General features: G+C 59.8%; 22 protein-coding genes. 13 read left to right on the forward strand and 9 right to left on the reverse strand.

The genetic code is table 11. The annotated features are described in order from the left end of the window. Positions 1–9 precede the first annotated feature (9 nt). From atpB to WH7805_RS11645, 11 genes are all read left to right on the forward strand, one after another. Positions 10–738, forward strand: coding sequence for a F0F1 ATP synthase subunit A (atpB, locus tag WH7805_RS11590; RefSeq protein ID WP_006043300.1), 729 nt, complete (start codon positions 10–12; stop codon positions 736–738). A gap of 154 nt (positions 739–892) precedes the next feature. Next, positions 893–1,141, forward strand: coding sequence for an ATP synthase F0 subunit C (gene atpE, locus WH7805_RS11595; protein WP_006911576.1), 249 nt, complete (start codon positions 893–895; stop codon positions 1,139–1,141). An 80-nt stretch (positions 1,142–1,221) separates the two neighbouring features. Continuing rightward, positions 1,222–1,686, forward strand: a complete 465-nt coding sequence (locus WH7805_RS11600) for a F0F1 ATP synthase subunit B' (protein WP_006043302.1) — start codon at positions 1,222–1,224, stop codon at positions 1,684–1,686. Between the two features lie 2 nt (positions 1,687–1,688). After that, on the forward strand, positions 1,689–2,210 hold the full coding sequence (locus WH7805_RS11605) for a F0F1 ATP synthase subunit B (protein WP_038004701.1): 522 nt from the start codon (positions 1,689–1,691) through the stop codon (positions 2,208–2,210). Continuing rightward, the gene (gene atpH, locus WH7805_RS11610; protein WP_006043304.1) at positions 2,210–2,758 is read left to right on the forward strand and encodes an ATP synthase F1 subunit delta; all 549 of its coding nucleotides are present in this window, start codon (positions 2,210–2,212) and stop codon (positions 2,756–2,758) included. The genes WH7805_RS11605 and atpH overlap by 1 nt, the downstream gene beginning before the upstream one ends. A 60-nt stretch (positions 2,759–2,818) precedes the next feature. Beyond that, the gene (atpA, locus tag WH7805_RS11615) at positions 2,819–4,339 is read left to right on the forward strand and encodes a F0F1 ATP synthase subunit alpha (RefSeq protein WP_006043305.1); all 1,521 of its coding nucleotides are present in this window, start codon (positions 2,819–2,821) and stop codon (positions 4,337–4,339) included. Between the two features lie 11 nt (positions 4,340–4,350). After that, entirely contained in the window at positions 4,351–5,301 is a 951-nt protein-coding gene (locus WH7805_RS11620; RefSeq protein ID WP_006043306.1) for a F0F1 ATP synthase subunit gamma, read from the forward strand. Positions 5,302–5,420: 119 nt separating this feature from the next. Continuing rightward, positions 5,421–6,122, forward strand: a complete 702-nt coding sequence (locus tag WH7805_RS11625) for a TIGR02466 family protein (RefSeq protein ID WP_006043307.1) — start codon at positions 5,421–5,423, stop codon at positions 6,120–6,122. 33 nt (positions 6,123–6,155) lie between these two features. Continuing rightward, entirely contained in the window at positions 6,156–6,491 is a 336-nt protein-coding gene (locus WH7805_RS11630) for a 2Fe-2S iron-sulfur cluster-binding protein (RefSeq protein ID WP_006043308.1), read from the forward strand. A gap of 195 nt (positions 6,492–6,686) precedes the next feature. Further along, the gene (locus WH7805_RS11640; RefSeq protein WP_006043310.1) at positions 6,687–7,745 is read left to right on the forward strand and encodes a DUF3326 domain-containing protein; all 1,059 of its coding nucleotides are present in this window, start codon (positions 6,687–6,689) and stop codon (positions 7,743–7,745) included. A 10-nt stretch (positions 7,746–7,755) separates the two neighbouring features. Next, complete coding sequence (locus WH7805_RS11645) at positions 7,756–8,190, forward strand: YchJ family protein (RefSeq protein ID WP_006043311.1); 435 nt, start codon at positions 7,756–7,758, stop codon at positions 8,188–8,190. A 5-nt stretch (positions 8,191–8,195) separates the two neighbouring features. Here WH7805_RS11645 and ald read toward each other — a convergent pair whose 3' ends face one another. From ald to WH7805_RS11670, 5 genes are read right to left on the reverse strand one after another with little or no spacing between them, the layout of a single operon-like run. Continuing rightward, complete coding sequence (gene ald / locus WH7805_RS11650) at positions 8,196–9,335, reverse strand: alanine dehydrogenase (protein ID WP_006043312.1); 1,140 nt, start codon at positions 9,333–9,335, stop codon at positions 8,196–8,198. 29 nt (positions 9,336–9,364) lie between these two features. Continuing rightward, positions 9,365–11,098, reverse strand: coding sequence for an NAD+ synthase (locus tag WH7805_RS11655; protein ID WP_038005454.1), 1,734 nt, complete (start codon positions 11,096–11,098; stop codon positions 9,365–9,367). 6 nt (positions 11,099–11,104) lie between these two features. Next, complete coding sequence (locus WH7805_RS11660; RefSeq protein ID WP_006043314.1) at positions 11,105–11,686, reverse strand: nicotinate-nucleotide adenylyltransferase; 582 nt, start codon at positions 11,684–11,686, stop codon at positions 11,105–11,107. Next, the gene (locus tag WH7805_RS11665) at positions 11,683–12,999 is read right to left on the reverse strand and encodes a GTP-binding protein (RefSeq protein ID WP_006043315.1); all 1,317 of its coding nucleotides are present in this window, start codon (positions 12,997–12,999) and stop codon (positions 11,683–11,685) included. Before WH7805_RS11665 ends, WH7805_RS11660 begins: the two co-directional genes overlap by 4 nt. Then, positions 12,996–14,006, reverse strand: a complete 1,011-nt coding sequence (locus WH7805_RS11670) for a CNNM domain-containing protein (protein ID WP_006043316.1) — start codon at positions 14,004–14,006, stop codon at positions 12,996–12,998. Before WH7805_RS11670 ends, WH7805_RS11665 begins: the two co-directional genes overlap by 4 nt. A 53-nt stretch (positions 14,007–14,059) precedes the next feature. On the opposite strand from WH7805_RS11670, the gene WH7805_RS11675 reads away from it, so the two are divergent. Continuing rightward, positions 14,060–15,412 (forward strand): aminopeptidase P N-terminal domain-containing protein, encoded by a 1,353-nt coding sequence (locus tag WH7805_RS11675; protein WP_255344569.1) that lies wholly within the window; start codon positions 14,060–14,062, stop codon positions 15,410–15,412. Positions 15,413–15,551: 139 nt separating this feature from the next. Here the strand turns inward: WH7805_RS11675 and WH7805_RS11680 are convergent, their stop codons facing one another. Together WH7805_RS11680 and WH7805_RS11685 are read right to left on the reverse strand one after the other, a co-directional pair. Further along, positions 15,552–15,821: a hypothetical protein gene (locus WH7805_RS11680; protein ID WP_006043318.1), complete on the reverse strand. Its 270-nt coding sequence runs from the start codon at positions 15,819–15,821 to the stop codon at positions 15,552–15,554. A gap of 15 nt (positions 15,822–15,836) precedes the next feature. Continuing rightward, the gene (locus tag WH7805_RS11685; RefSeq protein WP_071933712.1) at positions 15,837–16,610 is read right to left on the reverse strand and encodes a TIGR01548 family HAD-type hydrolase; all 774 of its coding nucleotides are present in this window, start codon (positions 16,608–16,610) and stop codon (positions 15,837–15,839) included. Positions 16,611–16,674: 64 nt separating this feature from the next. On the opposite strand from WH7805_RS11685, the gene WH7805_RS11690 reads away from it, so the two are divergent. Further along, positions 16,675–17,178 carry a 30S ribosomal protein PSRP-3 gene (locus WH7805_RS11690; RefSeq protein ID WP_006043320.1) on the forward strand — a complete coding sequence of 168 codons (504 nt, stop codon included), beginning with the start codon at positions 16,675–16,677 and terminating at the stop codon, positions 17,176–17,178. Between the two features lie 125 nt (positions 17,179–17,303). Here WH7805_RS11690 and atpC read toward each other — a convergent pair whose 3' ends face one another. Together atpC and atpD are read right to left on the reverse strand one after the other, a co-directional pair. Continuing rightward, positions 17,304–17,717: an ATP synthase F1 subunit epsilon gene (gene atpC / locus WH7805_RS11695; protein WP_006043321.1), complete on the reverse strand. Its 414-nt coding sequence runs from the start codon at positions 17,715–17,717 to the stop codon at positions 17,304–17,306. 82 nt (positions 17,718–17,799) lie between these two features. Beyond that, positions 17,800–19,263, reverse strand: coding sequence for a F0F1 ATP synthase subunit beta (gene atpD / locus WH7805_RS11700; protein WP_006043322.1), 1,464 nt, complete (start codon positions 19,261–19,263; stop codon positions 17,800–17,802). Positions 19,264–19,480 lie beyond the last annotated feature (217 nt).

Below are 19,480 nucleotides of genomic sequence, written 5' to 3' on the forward strand. Positions count from 1 at the left end.
ATCACCGTCATGGTTCCGTCGCTCCTCAATCTGCCCTTTGCTGAACTCGAGGTCGGTCAGCATCTCTATTGGCAGATCGGCAATCTGAACCTGCATGGCCAGGTTTTCCTCAGCTCTTGGGTCGTGATCGGCTTGCTGCTTCTGCTCGTTGTGAGCGGGACCCGCAAGATGGAACGCGATCCCAAGGGTGTTCAGAACCTCCTGGAATACCTTTGGGATTATCTTCGTGAGCTCGCACGGGAGCAGATCGGAGAGAAGGCTTACAGAGATTGGCTTCCTTTCGTGGGAACCCTGTTCCTGTTCATCTTCGTTTGCAACTGGGGTGGTGCCTTGATCCCCTGGCGCCTGATCGAGCTTCCTAACGGAGAGCTCGGTGCACCCACAGCCGACATCAACACCACAGTGGCCATGGCGCTGCTGGTGTCATTGTCGTATTTCTACGCGGGGCTGAGCCGCAAAGGGCTGCGTTACTTCGAGTACTACGTGGAGCCGACCCCGATCATGCTCCCGTTCAAGATCATCGAGGATTTCACGAAGCCTCTCTCGCTCTCATTCCGTCTTTTCGGCAACATCCTTGCTGATGAACTGGTAGTGGCCGTTCTTGCCTTCCTTGTGCCTGTGCTGGTCCCACTACCCGCCATGTTCCTCGGTTTGTTCACCAGTGCCATCCAGGCGCTGATTTTTGCCACTCTCGCCGCGAATTACATCGGCGAGGCTGTGCATGAAGAGGCCCACTAGGTCTCTTTGTGCCTTTCGCAGGTCCCCAGTGATCTGCTAAACACTTCGCGCGCAGGTCCGGGTGGAACCGGGCCCGCCCTCCATCGTGAGGGTGTCCCGGGCGCGTCCTGCCCTTTCCGCGCTCATCCTGCGCACCTCCAACCGCTTTCCACCAATGAGTGATCTGACCTCCGCCGCTTCCGTTCTGGCCGCCGCTCTCGCGGTGGGTCTCGCCGCCATCGGCCCTGGTATCGGCCAGGGCACCGCAGCCGGTCAGGCTGTGGAAGGCATCGCCCGCCAGCCTGAAGCTGAAGGCAAGATCCGCGGAACCCTGCTGCTCTCCCTGGCCTTCATGGAAGCTCTGACCATCTACGGCCTGGTGGTGGCACTGGTTCTTCTGTTCGCCAACCCCTTCGCCGGCTGATCAGATTCGGTTGCGGGGTGACCTCGTGTCACCCCACTCCACTGATCCGCTCGATTTGACTTACCCAATCGCATCCTTCCATGACCTGGCTTCTGCTCGCTGAAGCAGGTGTTCCGGAGGGAGGTCTTTTTGACCTCGATGCCACCCTTCCGCTGATGGCGGTTCAGGTGGTTCTCCTCACCTTCCTGCTCAATTCCCTGTTCTTCCGGCCGGTCGGCAAGGTCGTGGAAGATCGCGAGGGTTACATCGCGACCAGTCGTGCTGACGCCAAGCAAAAGCTTGAGCAAATCAATCGACTGGAAGCCGATCTCCAAGATCAACTGCGTGGAGCCCGTCAGGCCGCTCAGGCCGCCATTGTCGAGGCTGAACAGGACGTTGATCGTCTCTACCGCGAGGCTCTTGCTGAAGCGGAGACCGAAGCCAATCGCACTCGCGAAAAAGCACGGCGTGAGATCGAGACCCAACGAGAATCCGCCCAGGCTCAGCTCATGAGTCAGGTGGATCAGCTCAGTGCCCAGATCATCAACAGACTTCTGGCCGCCTGATGATGACCATGTCTCTTCCACTCTTTGCCTCGGAAGGTGGGTTCGGTCTGAACCTCAACCTTTTCGAGACCAACCTCATCAACCTCGTCATTGTGATCGGGGTTCTTTACTGGTTCCTGAAGGGCTTCTTAGGGGGCATCCTTGAGCGTCGCCGGCAAGCGATTCTGAAGGACCTTGAGGATTCCGAGGGCCGTCTGCGCAAGGCCACCACTGATCTGGCTCGCGCCCAAGAGGATCTTGCTGCTGCTCAGCAGAAAGCAGAGAAAATCCGCTCCGACGGCAAAGCCAGGGCTGAAGCGATCCGTAAGGACGGTGAACTGCGCACGATCAATGCCATGGCTGCGGTCAAGCAGGATGCTCTGGCTGATCTGAATGCAGAAGGTGCTCGCCTCACCGAACAACTGCGCCGCGAAGCTGCGCTGGCCGCCATCGACAAGGCGATGACAGAACTTCCTGGACGTCTTGATGCAGCGGGTCAGTCCCGTTTAATCGATGCCTCCATCAGCAACTTGGAGGACGCCTAATGCCACTGCTGAATACTCTGGCGACTCCCTACGCCGAAGCTCTTCTGCAAGTCACTGACGCTCGCAGCGAATCCGAAGACGTCGCAGGTCAGTGCAAGGAACTCCTTTCGGTCTGGGAATCCAGCACCGCCTTGCGCGAAGCCATGACGTCACCGGTGCTTGAGCCTGCTGCCAAGAAAAAGGCCCTAGGACAACTTTTGGCAGAGCAGATCAAGCCGTCACTCATGAACCTTCTCAAGGTTCTTGCTGATCGGCAGCGCTTGACGGCTCTCGATGCCGTGCTGCGCCGCTATCTGGAGCTGTATCGGGAATCCCGCAACATCTCCCTGGCTTATGTCCGCAGCGCTCAGGCCCTGTCTGACGAGCAGACCAAGGCCCTCACGGCAAAGGTTCAGTCCATGGTCGGAACCGGTTCCGTTGAGATTGACCTCACCATCGACTCCAGCCTGATCGGTGGCTTCGTGATCAATATCGGCTCTCAGGTCATCGACGCCAGCCTGTCTGGTCAGGTTCGACGCCTTGGGCTTTCGCTCGCGAAGGCGAGCTGAGAACCTCTCTCTTCACCCCCACGCTCCTCCTCTCACGCCCCTTTCCAGGGTTTACCCGCCATGGTTTCCATCCGTCCCGACGAGATCAGCGCCATCCTCAAGCAGCAGATCGAGGACTACGACAAGTCCGTTTCGGTCAGCAATGTGGGTTCCGTCCTGCAGGTGGGCGACGGCATTGCCCGTGTCTACGGCCTTCAGCAAGTGATGGCTGGTGAACTCGTCGAGTTCGAAGACGGCACCGAGGGCATTGCTCTCAACCTCGAAGACGACAACGTCGGCGCTGTGCTGATGGGTGAGGGCCTGGGGATCCAGGAGGGCAGCACCGTTCGTGCCACAGGCAAAATCGCATCCGTGCCTGTCGGTGATGGTCTTCTTGGCCGTGTGGTGAATCCTTTAGGGGTTCCCCTCGATGGCAAGGGTGATCTGGGTGCTTCTGAAAGCCGTCTGATCGAATCACCTGCTCCCGGCATCATTCAGAGGAAGTCGGTGCATGAACCGATGCAGACCGGCATCACCGCCATTGACGCGATGATTCCCATCGGTCGTGGTCAGCGTGAGCTGATCATTGGAGACCGTCAGACTGGCAAGACGGCCATTGCCATCGACACGATCCTCAATCAGAAGGATCAAGATGTGGTCTGCGTTTACGTGGCAATCGGTCAGAAAGCTGCATCTGTTGCTCAGGTGACTGAGGTGCTGCGTGAGCGTGGTGCCCTCGACTACACCGTGATTGTGGCGGCTAACGCCTCAGACCCTGCGGCACTGCAATACCTGGCTCCTTACACCGGTGCATCGATTGCCGAGTACTTCATGTACAAGGGCAAAGCCACATTGGTGATCTACGACGACCTCTCCAAGCAGGCGCAGGCTTATCGCCAGATGTCACTTCTGCTCCGTCGTCCGCCCGGTCGTGAGGCCTACCCCGGCGATGTGTTCTATTGCCACAGCCGTCTGCTTGAGCGTGCCGCCAAGCTGTCTGATGCCATGGGCAAAGGTTCGATGACAGCACTGCCCATCATCGAGACCCAGGCTGGTGATGTGTCGGCCTACATCCCAACCAACGTGATTTCAATCACCGATGGCCAGGTGTTCTTGAGTTCCGATCTGTTCAACTCTGGTCTGCGGCCTGCGATCAACGTGGGTATTTCCGTTAGCCGTGTTGGCGGTGCTGCGCAAACCAAGGCCATCAAGAAGATCGCTGGCACGCTGAAACTGGAACTGGCTCAGTTTGATGAACTGGCTGCCTTCTCTCAGTTTGCTTCCGATCTTGATGCGGCAACCCAGAAGCAGCTCGGTCGTGGAAAGCGTCTGCGTGAACTGCTCAAGCAGTCCCAGTTCAGTCCGCTGATTCTCGCCGAACAGGTCGCCATCGTTTACGCCGGTGTGAAGGGTTTGATCGACGACGTTCCCGTGGATCAGGTTGTTCAGTTCTCGCGCGAGCTCCGTGAATATCTCAAGAGCAACAAGCCTGAGTTCATCGAAAAAATCCAAACCGAGAAGGTACTCAGCCCTGAGGCGGAGACCATGCTCAAGGAGGCTGTTGCTGAAGTCACCTCCACCATGCTGGCGACGGCCAACTGAGGTCCTGAGACATGGCAAATCTCAAAGAGATCCGCGATCGGATCAAATCAGTCAAGAACACTCGCAAGATCACCGAGGCCATGCGTCTCGTGGCCGCAGCCAAGGTGCGTCGTGCCCAAGAACAGGTTCTGCGCAGCCGTCCTTTTGCGGACCGTCTGGCCAGGCTTCTGGAAAATCTTCAGGCGCGCATGCGTTTTGAGGATGCCGATGCCCCTCTGCTTGAGGAACGTGAGCTGGAAACCGTCACCCTCATGGCGGTGACCGGTGATCGTGGTCTGTGTGGTGGCTATAACGCCAACATCATCAAGCGCACCGAGCTACGTTTTGCTGAACTGCAAGGCAAGGGCTACAAGGTGAATCTTGTGTTGATCGGTCGAAAGGCCATCAGTTATTTCACCAATCGCAGTTATCCGATTCAGGCCACATTTACAGGACTTGAGCAGGTCCCTACGGCTGATGAAGCTGGATCTGTGGCGAACGAAGTGTTCGCGGAGTTTCTCTCCGAAACCACCGATCGGGTTGAAATTATTTTCACCAAGTTCATCAATCTGGTGAGCTGCAAGCCTGTCGTACAGACCCTTCTTCCGCTTGATCCTCAGGGTATCGCTGACGCGGATGATGAGATCTTCCGCCTTACAACCAAAGAGGGCGATCTCAGGGTGGAAACAGGTTCGGCTCCTGCCAACACGCAACCGGAGATTTCCTCCGAGATTGTGTTTGAGCAGAGTCCCGATCAGCTGCTGAACGCTCTTCTGCCTCTTTATTTGCAGAATCAGGTGCTTCGTTCACTGCAGGAGGCAGCCGCTTCTGAGTTGGCGAGCCGAATGACGGCGATGAACAATGCCAGCGATAACGCCAAAGCGTTAGCTAAAACTCTGACCCTCGACTACAACAAAGCCCGTCAGGCAGCCATTACCCAGGAGATCCTGGAGGTTGCTGGCGGTGCAGCAGCAGTCGGTTGATAGAGCGTTGATTCATCGGAATCGATCAAGCCGGTCCTTGGACCGGCTTTTTTTTGGTTTCGAAGCATCCATCGGCTCCCCTGCATGACCGATGCTGAAGATCTGCTGCCGCTCACGTTGTGGAGCTACACGCCCTTTTCCCCACGGTGGTGGCCACCGATCGGATGGCGATGGACCCCTTGATGTTGGCGGGTCAGTTGCAGACACTTCTGAGCCTGCGGGGCGAGGCGTACAGCAATCCTGATGAAGGTTGTGCTTGGACCGGCGACTTAAATGGCATCTGGCAGCTTCATGAGCATCACGACTTCCGGTCCCTGGCGGATGAAGTGATTACAAGGGTTTGGATCTACCTTGAACAAACAGGATTTGATCTGGACCAAATCGCTTTGCATCTCCAACGGTGTTGGCCTGTGCTCAGTGCGGCTGGGCAGGTGGTGGGTCGGCATCACCATCCCAATGCCCATGTGAGTGCCGTTGTTTACTTAAGTGGCGATGGCCAGGGACGCGAGGGAGCACTCTGTCTTCATGCAAGGCATCAACTCAATGAGTTGGTGCCAGGGCTTGCTGTGGGGCATGGAGGGCCGATTCGGGACCATCACCCTCACAATCAGCATCTCTGGACTTTCAACCCTGAACCCGGTCTTGTGGTGATTTTTCCTTCTCGGTTGGATCACAGCGTTGGCGAGAACATGGATGAGGAGTCGCTACGGGTGTCACTCAGTTTCGACTTCGTGCTCACGGCCCAGGCTTCGTCTGCGCCAGCGGAGTACCTGGCGCCCCATCCCCATCAGTGGCATCGCTGTGAGCGCCCGTTGTCCTGAGAGGATGCGGTCTTCCAGGACAATCTCGAACGGATGAGCGACTCCACGGCAGCGACCTTCGCCATCAGTGTTGAGCTGGATGGGCAGAGCCATCAGTTCCAATGCAGCGCTGATCAAACCGTGCTTTCAGCTGCTGAAGCAGCGGGAGTTGCAGTACCAAGCTCCTGTTGCGCCGGTGTGTGCACGACCTGTGCCGCTCGGATTCTCGATGGGACTGTGCATCAGCCCGATGCCATGGGCGTGAAAGAAGAGCTTCGCAAGGATGGTTTTGCACTGCTGTGTGTGAGTTATCCACGCTCCGATCTCAAAGTGATGGCCGGCCAAGAGGATGCCCTCTACGAAGCGCAGTTTGGTCAGTATCAGAAGTGAGGATTGAGTCGCTTCAGCTCCAGCTGCCACTTCCGGCCCACCAAACAGCCTGTGATTGGCGTCGATGGATCTTGGAACGCTTGCAAGTTCATGGCGAGCCGCTGCGCTGGGCGATCACGTCGGTGCTTGATTCACCTGAGGGTGGCTCTCAGGTGGTGATTGAAGCGGTGATGCTTCAGCACAGGGAGTGACCGGATGGCTGAAGTCTTCCCCACGCTCATGATCGTCCCCACGGGGATTGGATGCGAGATCGGAGGGTACGCCGGCGATGCGCTGCCAGCTGCACGGGTACTTGCGGCTGCCTGCGGCTGCCTGGTGACCCACCCCAATGTGATGAATGGGGCCGCCCTCTACTGGAGCGACGACCGCATTCTTTATGTGGAGGGGTGGGGGCTTGATCGTTTTGCCGCCGGGGAGCTGGCGCTTCGTGGAGGACGGCGGCAGCGTGTTGGCTTGCTGCTTGACGCTGCGATCGAACCGTCTCTGAGGGATCGCCACCTTCAGGTTGCCGATGCCTGTCGTGCCACGCTCGGATTGGATGTCGGGCCTGTGATCACCACGGATGTCGCTCTTGGCGTCACGCTGCGGCAGGGGGAGAGTGGGGTGAGCTGGGGCTCGCTCGAGCGTCCGGATGCTCTGCTTCGCGCTGGGGAGAAGCTCCGTGACGGGGGTGCATCGGCGATCGCCGTTGTGGCTCGATTCCCGGATGATTCCGGTAGCGAGGCGTTGCAGGCCTATCGCCATGGAAGCGGTGTGGATGTCTTGGCTGGTGCGGAGGCGGTGATCAGCCATCTGCTCGTGCGCCATCTGCAGATCCCCTGTGCACATGCACCGGCTCTGGCTCCCTTGCCCCTGGATCCTCAGCTGGATCCGCGAGCAGCAGCTGAAGAGCTGGCGCATACCTTTCTTCCCTGCGTTCTCGTCGGGCTCAGTCGCGCACCCGATCTGATTCAGCCGGCATCAGCAGAACCAGGAGATCTGCTGGCCTCCCGCCTCGGGGCCGTTGTTGTGCCGGAGGGTGCCTTGGGGGGGGAAGCCGTCCTGGCCTGTTTGGAGCGGAACGTTCCTGTGATCGCCGTGACAAACCCTTCTGTTCTTCAGGTGTCATCCCAATCCTTGGGGCTTGAGCGTGGGGTGGTTGCGGCTGCGACCTACGCCGAAGCCGCCGGGCTGGTGCTGGCGATGCGGGAGGGGGTGGCATTGCCATCGCTGCAGCGGCCTCTTCCTGCTCTGGATCGTTTGACCACCGTCTGAGACTGATCGCATGGCCAGAGGGTTTGCGGATGCCACTGCCGATCGCGCCGCTTGTCCTTGTGGTTCAGGTGCCAAGTTGGGTTCATGCTGCGGCCCTTTTCATCAGGGATTGATGAAGGCGCAAACGGCTGAACAACTGATGCGGTCGCGGTACAGCGCTTATGCGCTGGGTGAGATTGAGTATCTGATCGCCTCTCACCCTGAGCCAGAGATATCGATTCAGAAAAGGCGTCGTGAGCTACGGATCAACAGCCGCCAGATCCGATGGATTGAACTCGAGATCCTGGCGGTGGAGTGCGGTGGCATCGGGGATTGCCAGGGCACTGTTCAGTTTGCGGCGCATTTCATCGCGGCTGGACAACGCAGGTGTCTTCAGGAAACCTCTTTGTTTCAGAGAAGGGATGGGCAGCTCAGTGGTGATTGGCTTTATATCCGAGCCCTGTGATGGCTTCAGCGCAGGCATGCCATGGGGTGGCGCGGCGGAACTCCCAGGGCCTTCGCCACTCCTGGATGACACACAGCCCCTTTCACGGTGTTCAAGCCTGAAAGCAATTCAGGCCGCTCAGTGACGGCTTCCTCCAGTCCGCGGCCGGCGATGCCAAGGATGTACGGGAGCGTGACACTAACCAGGGCCTCCGTGGAGGTGAACGGCACAGCTCCAGGCATGTTGCCCACGGCGTAGTGCTGAATCCCATGGATGCAGACCGTGGGATCGGTGTGGGTGGTCTCCCGGCTCGTGGCGATGCAGCCGCCCTGGTCGATCGCCACATCCACGATGGCTGAACCTGGCCTCATCTGTTTCACCATCTCCTCGTCCACCAATGTCGGAGCCCGCCCTCCAGGTGTGAGCACGGCACCAATCAGTAGGTCGGCGGTGGGCACGAGTCGCTCCAGTAGCCCTCGGCTGCTGACCACGCTCATCAATCGTCCTCGCCGGTCGGCTTCCAGGCTGCGCAACCGCTCCGGTGAGCGATCCAGCAGCATCACCTCGGCATCCATGGCTGCTGCAAGCCGAGCTGCATTCCAGCCGACGGTGCCGGCGCCGAGCACCACCACCCGTGCCGGTTGAACCCCCGTACAGCCACCGATCAGTACGCCACGACCGCCGTTTGGACGTTCCAGTAACCGTGCGCCCACCTGTGCTGCTAAGCGGCCGGCAATCTCGCTCATCGGTGCGAGCAGCGGCAGGCTGCCGTTTTCCAGTTGCACCGTTTCATAGGCCACACCCGTAGTGCCCGCCTCCAGTAGTGCCTGGCCCACCTGGGGATAGGCCGCGAGATGAAGGTAGGTAAAGAGCACCATGTCGTCGCGCAAAAGGCCGAATTCCTCCGGCTGCGGCTCTTTTACTTTCACCACCAGGTGAGCGGCCCAGGCGTCGTCCCTATCGACCATGCGTGCACCTGCTGAGGCGAACGCGTCATCGCCGATGCCTGCACCGGCACCGGCACCGTGCTGGATGCGCACTTCCAGCCCTTGGGTCACCAACTCCCGCACCCCATCCGGTGTCAGGGCGACCCTCTGTTCATCAGCTTTGATCTCAGTAGGCACCCCGATGCTGGCCATCGGGGCCGTCAGAACGGAATGAGCCATGGAAGGCACAGTTGTGCTCTCAATCTGGCTCAGATGGCTGCAATCGGCAGCCGCCAGCCACTGCCGAAGGCTTGATTGCTCACTTTCAGCAGCGGAGGCGCCTGTCGCCGCTTGAATTCAGCCCGACGGAACAAACGTTCAATTCTGGTTACGTCATCAGGGTCATGCCCAGCGTTAATCAGCTGGACACCACTCATACGGTGTTCGATCAGATCCACCAGCAATGGATCCAGCACTCCGTAATCGGGCAGTGCGTCACTGTCTTTCTGGTCTGGCCGCAGCTCGGCGCTCGGCGGTTTTTCAAGAATGGCCCGGTCGATCAATGGGCCATCGAAGGCCAGCCCAAGTTCGGATCGACAAGCCCCAGCATCTGGGCTATCTAGCCAGTGGCAGAGGGCGAACACGGTTGATTTGTAGAGATCACCGATCACCGCCAAACCGCCGTTCATGTCGCCGTAGAGGGTGCAGTAGCCCACGGCCAGTTCGGATTTGTTGCCCGTGGAGAGCAGCAGCTGCCCTTGCTGATTGGCCATGGCCATCAGCAGGGTTCCGCGGATGCGTGATTGCAGATTTTCGGCTGTGATCCCTGATGGCTCGGCGTCGAGGGCTGGTGTGAGCGTGGCTTCAAAGCCGTCCATCAGGGTCTGAATCGGCACGATCCTTGAGGAGATTCCCAGGCGTGTTGCCAGGGCTAGTGCATCCTCGATCGAGCCTGAGGAGCTCCAAGGGGAAGGCATCAGGAGGGTCTGAACCTGTTCAGGGCCCAGGGCGGCGGCGGCGATCACCGCCACCAAGGCCGAATCAATGCCGCCACTGAGTCCGAGAAGCGCCTTTTTGAATCCGCATTTGGTGGCATAGTCCCCGACTCCAGTCACCAGTGCTCGGAACAGCGCTTCCAGGCCAGCGTCTTGGTCTTGCCCGTGTTGATGGGGATGGGGGTTCTGCTCGCTTGGGCTTGCTGGTAATTGCGCAGTCCACACCGCTGTGCTGACGCAGAAGTCGGGCAGCTGCAGCTGTGGGGTGCTCTCCCCTGGAGCCATCACGAAGCTGGCGCCATCGAAGATGAGTTCGTCGTTCCCCCCGACCTGATTCACGTACACCACAGGACATTGCAGGCGGCCAGCGGCTCGGGAAGCAAGCTTCCGGCGTAGGGTCGCTTTGCCTCGGCTGAATGGGGATGCCGAGCAGTTGATCAGTGCATCAATCCGTTCGTGCATCAGGGCTGCGATGGGATCCGGGCCCACCAGGCGACGCTTCTGGAGTTCCTGATCCACCCAGAGGTCTTCACAAATGGTGAGGCCCAGGCGCCAGTCGTGGTTGTTGACGCGCAGGCTGATGGTGGATGGACTGCAGCTGGCGCGGAAGTAGCGGGTTTCGTCAAAGACGTCATAGCTGGGCAGGAGCTGCTTGCGGGCGACCACGTTCCAGCCGCTCGCCTGCACCAGCGCCATCGCGTTGTAGAGCCGGGGGTGTTGCTGGTCAGAGGCAACCTCGGCCATGCCAACGAGAAGGGCCGCGTCTTGTTGTTCGGCATCCAACCGCTGTTGCAGTCGGTCTAAGGCTTGTTGTTGCTGCTCCAGGTGAGCGGTGCTGAACAGCAGATCCCGCGGTGGGTAGCCCCAGAGGGACAGCTCCGGCGTCACCAGCAGGTCTGCCGAGGTCTTGCCGTCCACCTTGGTGGCGTCCAAGGCGGAGTGGATGCGATCGGCATTCCCAAGAAGGTCTCCCACCACTGGATTGATCTGGGCCAGGGCGATACGCATCAGCACTCAGGCGGAGGAGGAGTGGAAGCCGTAAAGATTGTGCTCCAGCAGCAAAGGCCAGAGCGTGTCGGGGATCTGGTTATCTCCTTTGGCCTGGCGAACAGCGGAGCTTGCGGTTGCTGGGATGTCGAGGGACAGAATCCTTGGGCGGGCACCGAGGCGTTCGAGCGGTTGCAAGTCGCCATCCGTCAAGGACCAGCCTTTGCGCGGAACAATCCCGAGTTCGCAGAGACCGAGCCACCGTTCGCTGTGTTTCCAGCGAGGGATTTGAGTGGCCAGATCGCTTCCCACAACAAAACAGAGAGGGGATTGAGGCCAGCGCTGTCGCGCTCGCTCCAGGGTGGTGATGGCATAGGGGCTGCTGAGATCCTGGCCCAGTTCCAGGCGAGGGTCGCCGATGGTCTGAACGACACGATTCAGCAGGTCGCTGCGCTGCTTGAGCTCGGCACCATGGCGTTTGGATGGGTTGTCACTGGCCCAAGTCACCACTCTCGGGAACTCCCTTAAAAGACCCTCCAGGAGGGCCTGATGTCCAATGGTGGGTGGATCTGCACTGGTTCCCAGAAGTGCAATCGAGTCTTTGCTCATGGCAGCAGCGTTTTCAGGGCCGGACGCTTCGTGGCATCCGGCCAGCGATGCATCAATCCGACCAGACCACGGTCCGTGCGGGACAGACGGCGCATCAGGCTGATCGGAATCGGCTGATTGCGGCGTCCACGACCGCGTTCCTCCAGCAGCCATCGGGCTGTCAGTCGGCCGGTGCGGCGGGTGGTGTGAACCGCCAGAGCCGCTTGGGCCACCGCCACCGGGGCCGCAGGGGCCAAGGTGAGTCCGGCGCTGAAGGGTGCTGCCAGAAGTAGCAGTTGGCGTATCACTCCCAGACTCATCTGCAGCCCCAGCTGTGTCCCCCCGATCAGAGCATTCTGACCACCGAGCTGACGTAGCAGTCGGCGGGCTGCTGGGCCTCCTAGGGGCAGGTCATACAGCGAACAGAGCTGGCTCACCAAGGCGGCATCACAGGCCATGCCTCCCGCAAGATCCAGCAGCAGTAAAGGGTTGGCGGCCAACGCCGCCGCCTTGAGGGCGGCGTAGCGACCAATCAGGCCCTGTGCTTCCCGACGGCGTCGAAGCAGGCGTCCGGTTTCGAGCTGCTCCTGAATGCGCGTTGCCTGCCTCAGGCCGTTCAAGAGCAGCAGGCTCTCGCCGTGCTCTGTCAGCAGCGATGTCAGGTGAGCCTCAAGGCGCCCTATGTCGGCTGGTTGCTGCTGGCTTCGGATGCGTCCGTCGCTGAGCTGTACAGCCTGCCGCGGCGCTGCCGCCGCGACGACTGGCCCCGGGAGCCCGTTCGGCAGACGGCGTTTGATGCTGGCGAGCAGAGGGGCTAGCTCTTCCTCTGGCCAGCAATCGCTGCGATTCAAAACGGTGATCACCGGTTTCCCCTTGTTCTGCAGAACGGTGAGAGCATCAAGCTCAACCTGGGTGATGTCCCCATCCAGAACCAGCAACACCAGGTCGGCGTTCAAGGCCACGCGGCCTGCTAGACGAGCCCTCGCTGGGCCGTTGACCTCATCGATCCCCGGTGTGTCAACCAGGTCGACGGCTTGCAGGCCTGGGACTGGTGTCGGCCAGGGAGTGCTCTGCTGTTGTCTTGTGCAGCCATGGGCTACATCAGTGGCCATCAGCGACTGGCCCACCAGGGCATTCACCAGGCTCGACTTGCCGACGCCGACTCTGCCGAACACGGCGATGCGAATCCGGCTCTCCTCCAGGCGCTGCAGTTGGTGATCCAGCGTTTTGAGGGCACCGCCCAGCAGACCCTGCTCAAGGGCGGTCAGGTTGAGCTGGTCTTTCCACAACCGCAACACCTGCGCCTTGGATGCCATCGCAGTGGAGGTGGTCATGGGGTTCCGCCACCTCCGCCCTTGCGCCACCAGCCAGCCAGGACGGCCAGGACGGCATCGGGGCCGATCACACCGACGAAGCCACCAAATTCATCCACGACGACGCGCACGCCGGCATTGTCACGTCGAAACGCGGTTAACAGTCGGTCAGCGCGGATCATTTCCGGAACGAATTCGGCGGGTTCGCTCAGATCCAAAGGGGTGAGCTGACCGCGGTTCTGAACCAGCGCACTCAGGAGGCTGTCCCGGTTGGCCACCCCCAGCACCTTGTCCACCGCGTCGCCGAGCACGACCCACCACTGAGCTTCATTCTCGATCAGGGCGTCCCGCAGTTCATCCAGGCGGGTGGCGCCATCAAGGGTGGGCGCTGCCACACGCGGGATCATCAGATCGCGGGCGGTGAGATCGTTGAGCTGGAACACCTTGGCGATCATGGCGGCCTCATCCGCTTCGATCTGACCTTTCTGGGAACCGAGTCTGGCGAGAAGTCGGATCTCTTCCTCATCGGTGCTGATTTCGCTCTCCTCCGTGATGGCCGGCAGCAGTCGCTCGAGCAGCAGAACCAGGGGGCGCATCATCACTCCCAGCCAGTGCAGCACCGGGGCACTGGCCAGAGCCACCGGCAGAGCTAGGCGACTGCCGATCGCTTTGGGAAGGATCTCTCCAAGCAGGATCACCAGGACGGTGAGGCTGATGGAAAACAGCGGCAGCGCCAAGCTGCTGCTGTCCATGCGTTTAAACAGCCAGGCGGCATAGCCACCAAGCATCAGGCTGCCAAAGATGTTGAAGCCGTTGTTGGCAATCACCAGCACAGACAGGGTGCGTCCGAGGCGTTGTCGCAGCTGTGCAAGCCTGCGGGCACCAGCAACCGGACGCGGACGTGCGGCGAGCTCATGGACGCGGATGGGATTGACCGTGAGCAGCGCTGCTTCCACGCCCGAGCAGAGGGCTGATCCAGCCAGCACCACCACCACCAGGATCAGCAGGATCAGCAGGTCGGAGGTCATGGGGGTGCGCTTTGCCTGCCATCCTGACCGTTACCCGGCGACATGTCTCTTCCGTGGCTGATTGCACCCCCCTCATTGATGTCGCTTGTCATGCGGATCGTCGTCAGCGATTCATGCACGATTTGGGCAGTGCTGCTGCGGTGATCCCCGCAGCCTCTTTGGTCACGCATCATGCCGATACGGAATGGCCGTTCCGTCAGGACAGTGACTTCTGGTATCTCACCGGGTTTGACGAGCCCGATGCCGTCGCCTTGTTGCTTCCCCATCGCCCGGAGGGAGAACGTTTTGTGCTGTTCGTGAACCCCCGTGAACCGGCCGCTGAGGTTTGGACCGGACGTCGCTGGGGGTGTGAGGGGGCTGTTGAGCGTTTCGGTGCTGATATCGCCCACCCCCGCTCTGAGCTGGAGCAACGACTGCCGGATTATCTGCAAGGCGCTGAGGGAATCGCCTTCCGTGTTGGCCGCCATCCTTCCGTGGAGCCTCTCGTGGTCGCTGCCTGGGCAGGGCAGCTTGATCGAGCATCGCGGATCGGCAGCGCGGCTCTGGCCCTGGTGGCTCCCTGTCCACTGCTGCATCGCATGCGTCTCCGCAAGGAGCCGGCAGAGCTGGAGCGTCTGCGCGAGGCCGGACGGATTTCGGCAGCCGCTCATGAACTGGCTCGCTCTGTTGTGAGACCCGGAATGAGGGAACGTCAGGTTCAGGCTTTGATCGAGGAGCATTTCCTCAATCAAGGCGCCCGTGGTGCCGCCTATGGATCGATCGTGGCCGGTGGTGATAACGCCTGCGTGCTCCATTACGTCGAGAACAATGCCGTGCTGCAAGACGGCGATCTGTTGCTCATTGATGCCGGTTGTTCGCTGCCCGACTACTACAACGGAGACATCACGCGAACGTTCCCGGTCAACGGTCGCTTCAGCGGCGAGCAGCGTGAGCTCTACAGCCTTGTGCTTGAAGCGCAGCAGTCTGCGGTTGAGAGTGTCCGGCCAGGGCAGACCGCTGAGGGTGTGCATGACACGGCATTGCGAGTTCTGGTGGAGGGATTGGTAGGCCTCGGTCTCTTGCAGGGGGATGTGGATGGACTGATCGAACAGGGCGCCTATCGCCATCTCTACATGCACCGCACTGGCCATTGGCTTGGACTGGATGTCCACGATGTCGGTGCCTATCGATTAGGCGAGCATCACGTGGAATTGGAACCTGGCATGGTGCTCACCGTGGAGCCTGGGCTCTATGTGAGCGATCGTTTACCTGTTCCTGAAGGGCAACCCAGCATCGAGGAGCGTTGGAAGGGCATCGGCATCCGCATCGAGGACGATGTGGCCGTGAGGAATTCAGATGAGGTGCCCGGAGGCCATGAAGTGCTCAGTGCTGCAGCCCTCAAGTCGGTTGAGGCCATGGAGCGCTGAACTCAACCCAGATCCAGCATCAGTCAGAACAGGAACACCACAAGAAGCATCAACCCTTCGCTCCCAAGCCCCTTCGGATGGGGGCGAAGCAGAAACACGGTGAGGCTGATTGCGGCCAGAACCGATCCGAAGAGGGTACTTAGAGCTCCTTGAGCGCTTCCTTCAGCACTTCCGTCTGATTGGCCACTTGCTGGGAGAGAAGAATCACAACGGCTCCCAAGATCAGTAGTCCAGTAATGATCAGTCCTGGGTCGCTGGCCAGCAGCCACTCCAGAACTCTGCTGAAACTGAGCAGGGCAAGAACACCGCCACCAAGGCCGAGGGTCGATAGCTCTTTGCTGATCTCCATGACCGGGGAGGACAGGGCCGATCGGCTGTTCATGGACGCCTTGAGGGGCTCACAATCCACGCGTTGGCAATCCCTTCAGTGCTGTGCCGTGGATCGCAGCCAATCAGTGACGGCCATGGTGCTGGTCAGGATGTGGTCAGCGCCGGCATCCTTCAACCTCTGCTCGTAGGCACTGCGCTCAGCAGGTTGATGGTGCAGGTGAGGAGGCGCGACAGCCAGGCTGATCCAGGTTCGTCCCGGCCACTCAGCTTTGGCTCGGATGACGGTTTGAATGTCGGCCACGGTGTCCCCTAGATAGGCCACGGTTGTTGCTCCGCTGCCAGTGAGCAGGTCGTGACTGAGCTGCAGCAGTCCGGTGGGATCTGGTTTGTCGGGGGCATCTCCCATGGCGATCAGAGGAGGTGCTTCAAGACCCAGGCGCTGCTCGAGCACAAAGCGGGCGGAGGGAGGTTCCGCACCGCTCACGAACCCCCAAGACCAACCGAGCGTGTGAATGCTCTGAAACAAGGACGCATCCACAAGAAGAGGCTCATCGCCGATGTACCCGCTCCAGGTTTCGGGTGAGGCTTCCGGATCGCCGCCGAAATAAAAACCGCTGAACACATCGATCAGGGACTGGCGTTCCGGCAATGGCGAGCCGTGCCGTTTCAGCAATTCAATGCTGGCATCCCAATCGTTGTTCCATTGTCCCTCTCCCTTGAGAGCGTCAATTTCAGCGGGGAGCGGCCGCCAACCGCTGTAGTGCTCAACTGTTGCTTGCAGAGCACGGCGGTAGCTTCCGGCGACATCCCGAATCACGCCGTCAATATCGAACAGCAGGAGCTGGCGAGGAGCAGTGGGGAGGCTCAGGTTGGGAGGAATGAAGGCGGCTGTTAGGTTAGTTGTTTGTCCTTAATCCTTGAGCGCTGACACCATGACGGTTTCCGAAGGCGCTGCTGCCGACCAGGAGGTCGCGACCGCAGCTCCAGCAGTCGAATCGGCTCCTGAAACTGCGGCGGCCGAGCAGGCTCAGGAGGCTACGGAAGGCCGTCCGGTGATGCGGGGCGGAAGCGCTGCGCTGGCCTCCGCCACCATCGACGCCGACGGTGTGCCTTCTGGCTATACACCGAAGGCGGATGAAGGACGCTTCCTTCTGAAGATTCTCTGGCTCCCTGACAACGTGGCTTTGGCTGTCGATCAGATCGTGGGTGGCGGTCCGAGCCCTCTGACGTCTTATTTTTTCTGGCCTCGTGAAGATGCCTGGGAGACGCTGAAGGGTGAGTTGGAGGCGAAGTCCTGGATCACCGACAACGAGCGCGTTGAAGTGCTCAACAAAGCCACTGAAGTGATCAATTATTGGCAAGAGGAAGGCAAAGGTAAGAGCCTTGAAGATGCCAAGCTCAAGTTCCCCGATGTCACCTTCTGCGGTACTGCGTGAATCAGCGGTCCAATGATGTGTTTCAAACGACCTGCCACGGCAGGTCGTTTTTTTATTTGTAGTTCAAACATAAAAAAGCCGGGGTTTTTGGACCCCGGCTTGTCGAGAATTTTATGGAATGAGGATCATGAATCCTGGTTTTTTGCTGCCTGCACGCGGGCGCGAGCACGATCGAGGGTTTGCTGCGCTTTCACTTTGTCGGCTGAAGCGGGCTGCCCTTCCATTTTGGAAACTTCGTTCCTTGCCGCCTGCAGGTCTGATTCTGCACTGGATGCATCAATGGAACTGCCGAGCTCAGCGGAATTCACCAGAACGGTGACATCATCGGCGTCCACTTCAGCGAAGCCACCCATGAGGGCGATGGACTTCCAGCCACCTTCGGCACGAACACGCAAGACACCCACGTCCATCGCTGCAAGCAGGGACACGTGGCCGGGGAGAATTCCAAGCTGACCGGTGGTGCTTGGCAGAATCACCTCATCAGCTGAACCGTCGAACACACTCTGGTCGGGTGCCAGCACGCGGAGGGTGAGGGACATGGAAAAGGAGAACTTGGGGGCGGGGCGTTAGATCTGGATCAAGGGTTCGGGGACCTTTAGCGAGTGCTGGTCCCCGAATTCCTCACTTGGCTTCAGCCGCGATCTTCTCGGCCTTTGCTTTGACCTGGTCGATGTTGCCGACGAGGTAGAAGGCCTGTTCAGGGAGGTGGTCGAGATCACCAGCCAGGATCTGGTTGAAACCGGAAATGGTTTCTTCCAGTTTCACGTAGACACCAGGCATGCCGGTGAAGATCTCAGCCACGAAGAAAGGCTGTGAAAGGAATTTCTCAATCTTGCGGGCACGATCCACAATGCGACGGTCGTCTTCTGAGAGCTCATCGAGACCCAGGATGGCGATGATGTCTTGAAGCTCCTTGTAACGCTGCAGGGTGGACTGCACGGCGCGAGCTGTCTTGTAGTGGTCTTCGCCCACAACGGCGGGCTGAAGCATGGTGCTGGTGGAATCGAGAGGATCCACAGCGGGATAGATGCCCTTGGAGGCCAGACCGCGACTCAACACCGTGGTGGCGTCGAGGTGAGCAAACGTGGTGGCAGGTGCTGGGTCGGTCAGGTCGTCAGCGGGCACATAAACCGCTTGAATCGACGTGATGGAGCCTTCGAGGGTGGACGTGATGCGCTCCTGAAGTTCACCCACATCGGTGCCAAGGGTGGGCTGGTAACCCACAGCTGACGGCATGCGGCCCAGCAGCGCGGACACTTCAGAGCCGGCCTGGACAAAGCGGAAGATGTTGTCCACGAACAGCAGCACGTCCTGCTTGTTTACGTCGCGGAAATGCTCAGCCATGGTCAGAGCAGAGAGACCCACGCGCATGCGTGCACCGGGGGGCTCGTTCATCTGGCCGTAGCAGAGAGCCACTTTCGACTTGGACAGGTCTTCGGCATTAATCACGCCGGAGTCCTTGAATTCCTCATAAAGGTCGTTTCCTTCACGGGTGCGCTCACCCACACCGCCAAAAACAGAAACACCACCGTGCTCTTTGGCGATGTTGTTGATGAGCTCCTGAATCAGAACGGTCTTACCCACGCCGGCACCACCGAAGAGGCCAACTTTTCCACCCTGGCGATAGGGAGCCAGGAGGTCGATCACCTTGATGCCGGTTTCGAAAACCTTGGGCTTGGTTTCCAGCTCGGTGAGCTTGGGGGCTGAACGGTGGATCGGTGCTGTCGCAGAGGCGTTCACAGGGCCCTGTTCGTCAACGGGCTCGCCCAAGACATTGAAGATGCGTCCGAGGGTGGCTTCACCCACTGGAACGCTGATCGGTGCGCCTGTATCAAGAGCTTCCATGCCACGGACCAGGCCGTCGGTGCCGCTCATCGCCACAGCACGAACACGGTGATCACCCAGCAGCTGCTGCACTTCTGCGGTGAGGGCTACTGGTTGACCTGCTGTATTGGTTCCTTCAATGCGGAGCGCGTTGAGAATCTTGGGCAGCTTGCCGGCAGGAAATTCCACGTCCAGAACCGGGCCAATGACTTGGCGAACAACGCCATTGGTACCTGCGGAGGCGGGAGCAGCAGCGGCCATAGGAAAGGAGGTGTGTGAGGGACGCGACGTGCGCACCCTTCTCGAGCGGCGCAACGATACCACCGCAATGAGCGGGATCGAAGGGTTCGGTCACCCGCACACTCAATTCGTGGTCTGAGGGAGACAAGCGCGCATAGGTTGGCAGTCGGTGACCTTGAGTGCCAGCTCGGGTCGCTTTCGCGCTTCGGCGCCCTGTCCCTGCTCCCGCAAGTCCCCC

The sequence above is a fragment of the Synechococcus sp. WH 7805 genome, assembly GCF_000153285.1.
Taxonomy (GTDB): Bacteria; Cyanobacteriota; Cyanobacteriia; order PCC-6307; family Cyanobiaceae; genus Synechococcus_C.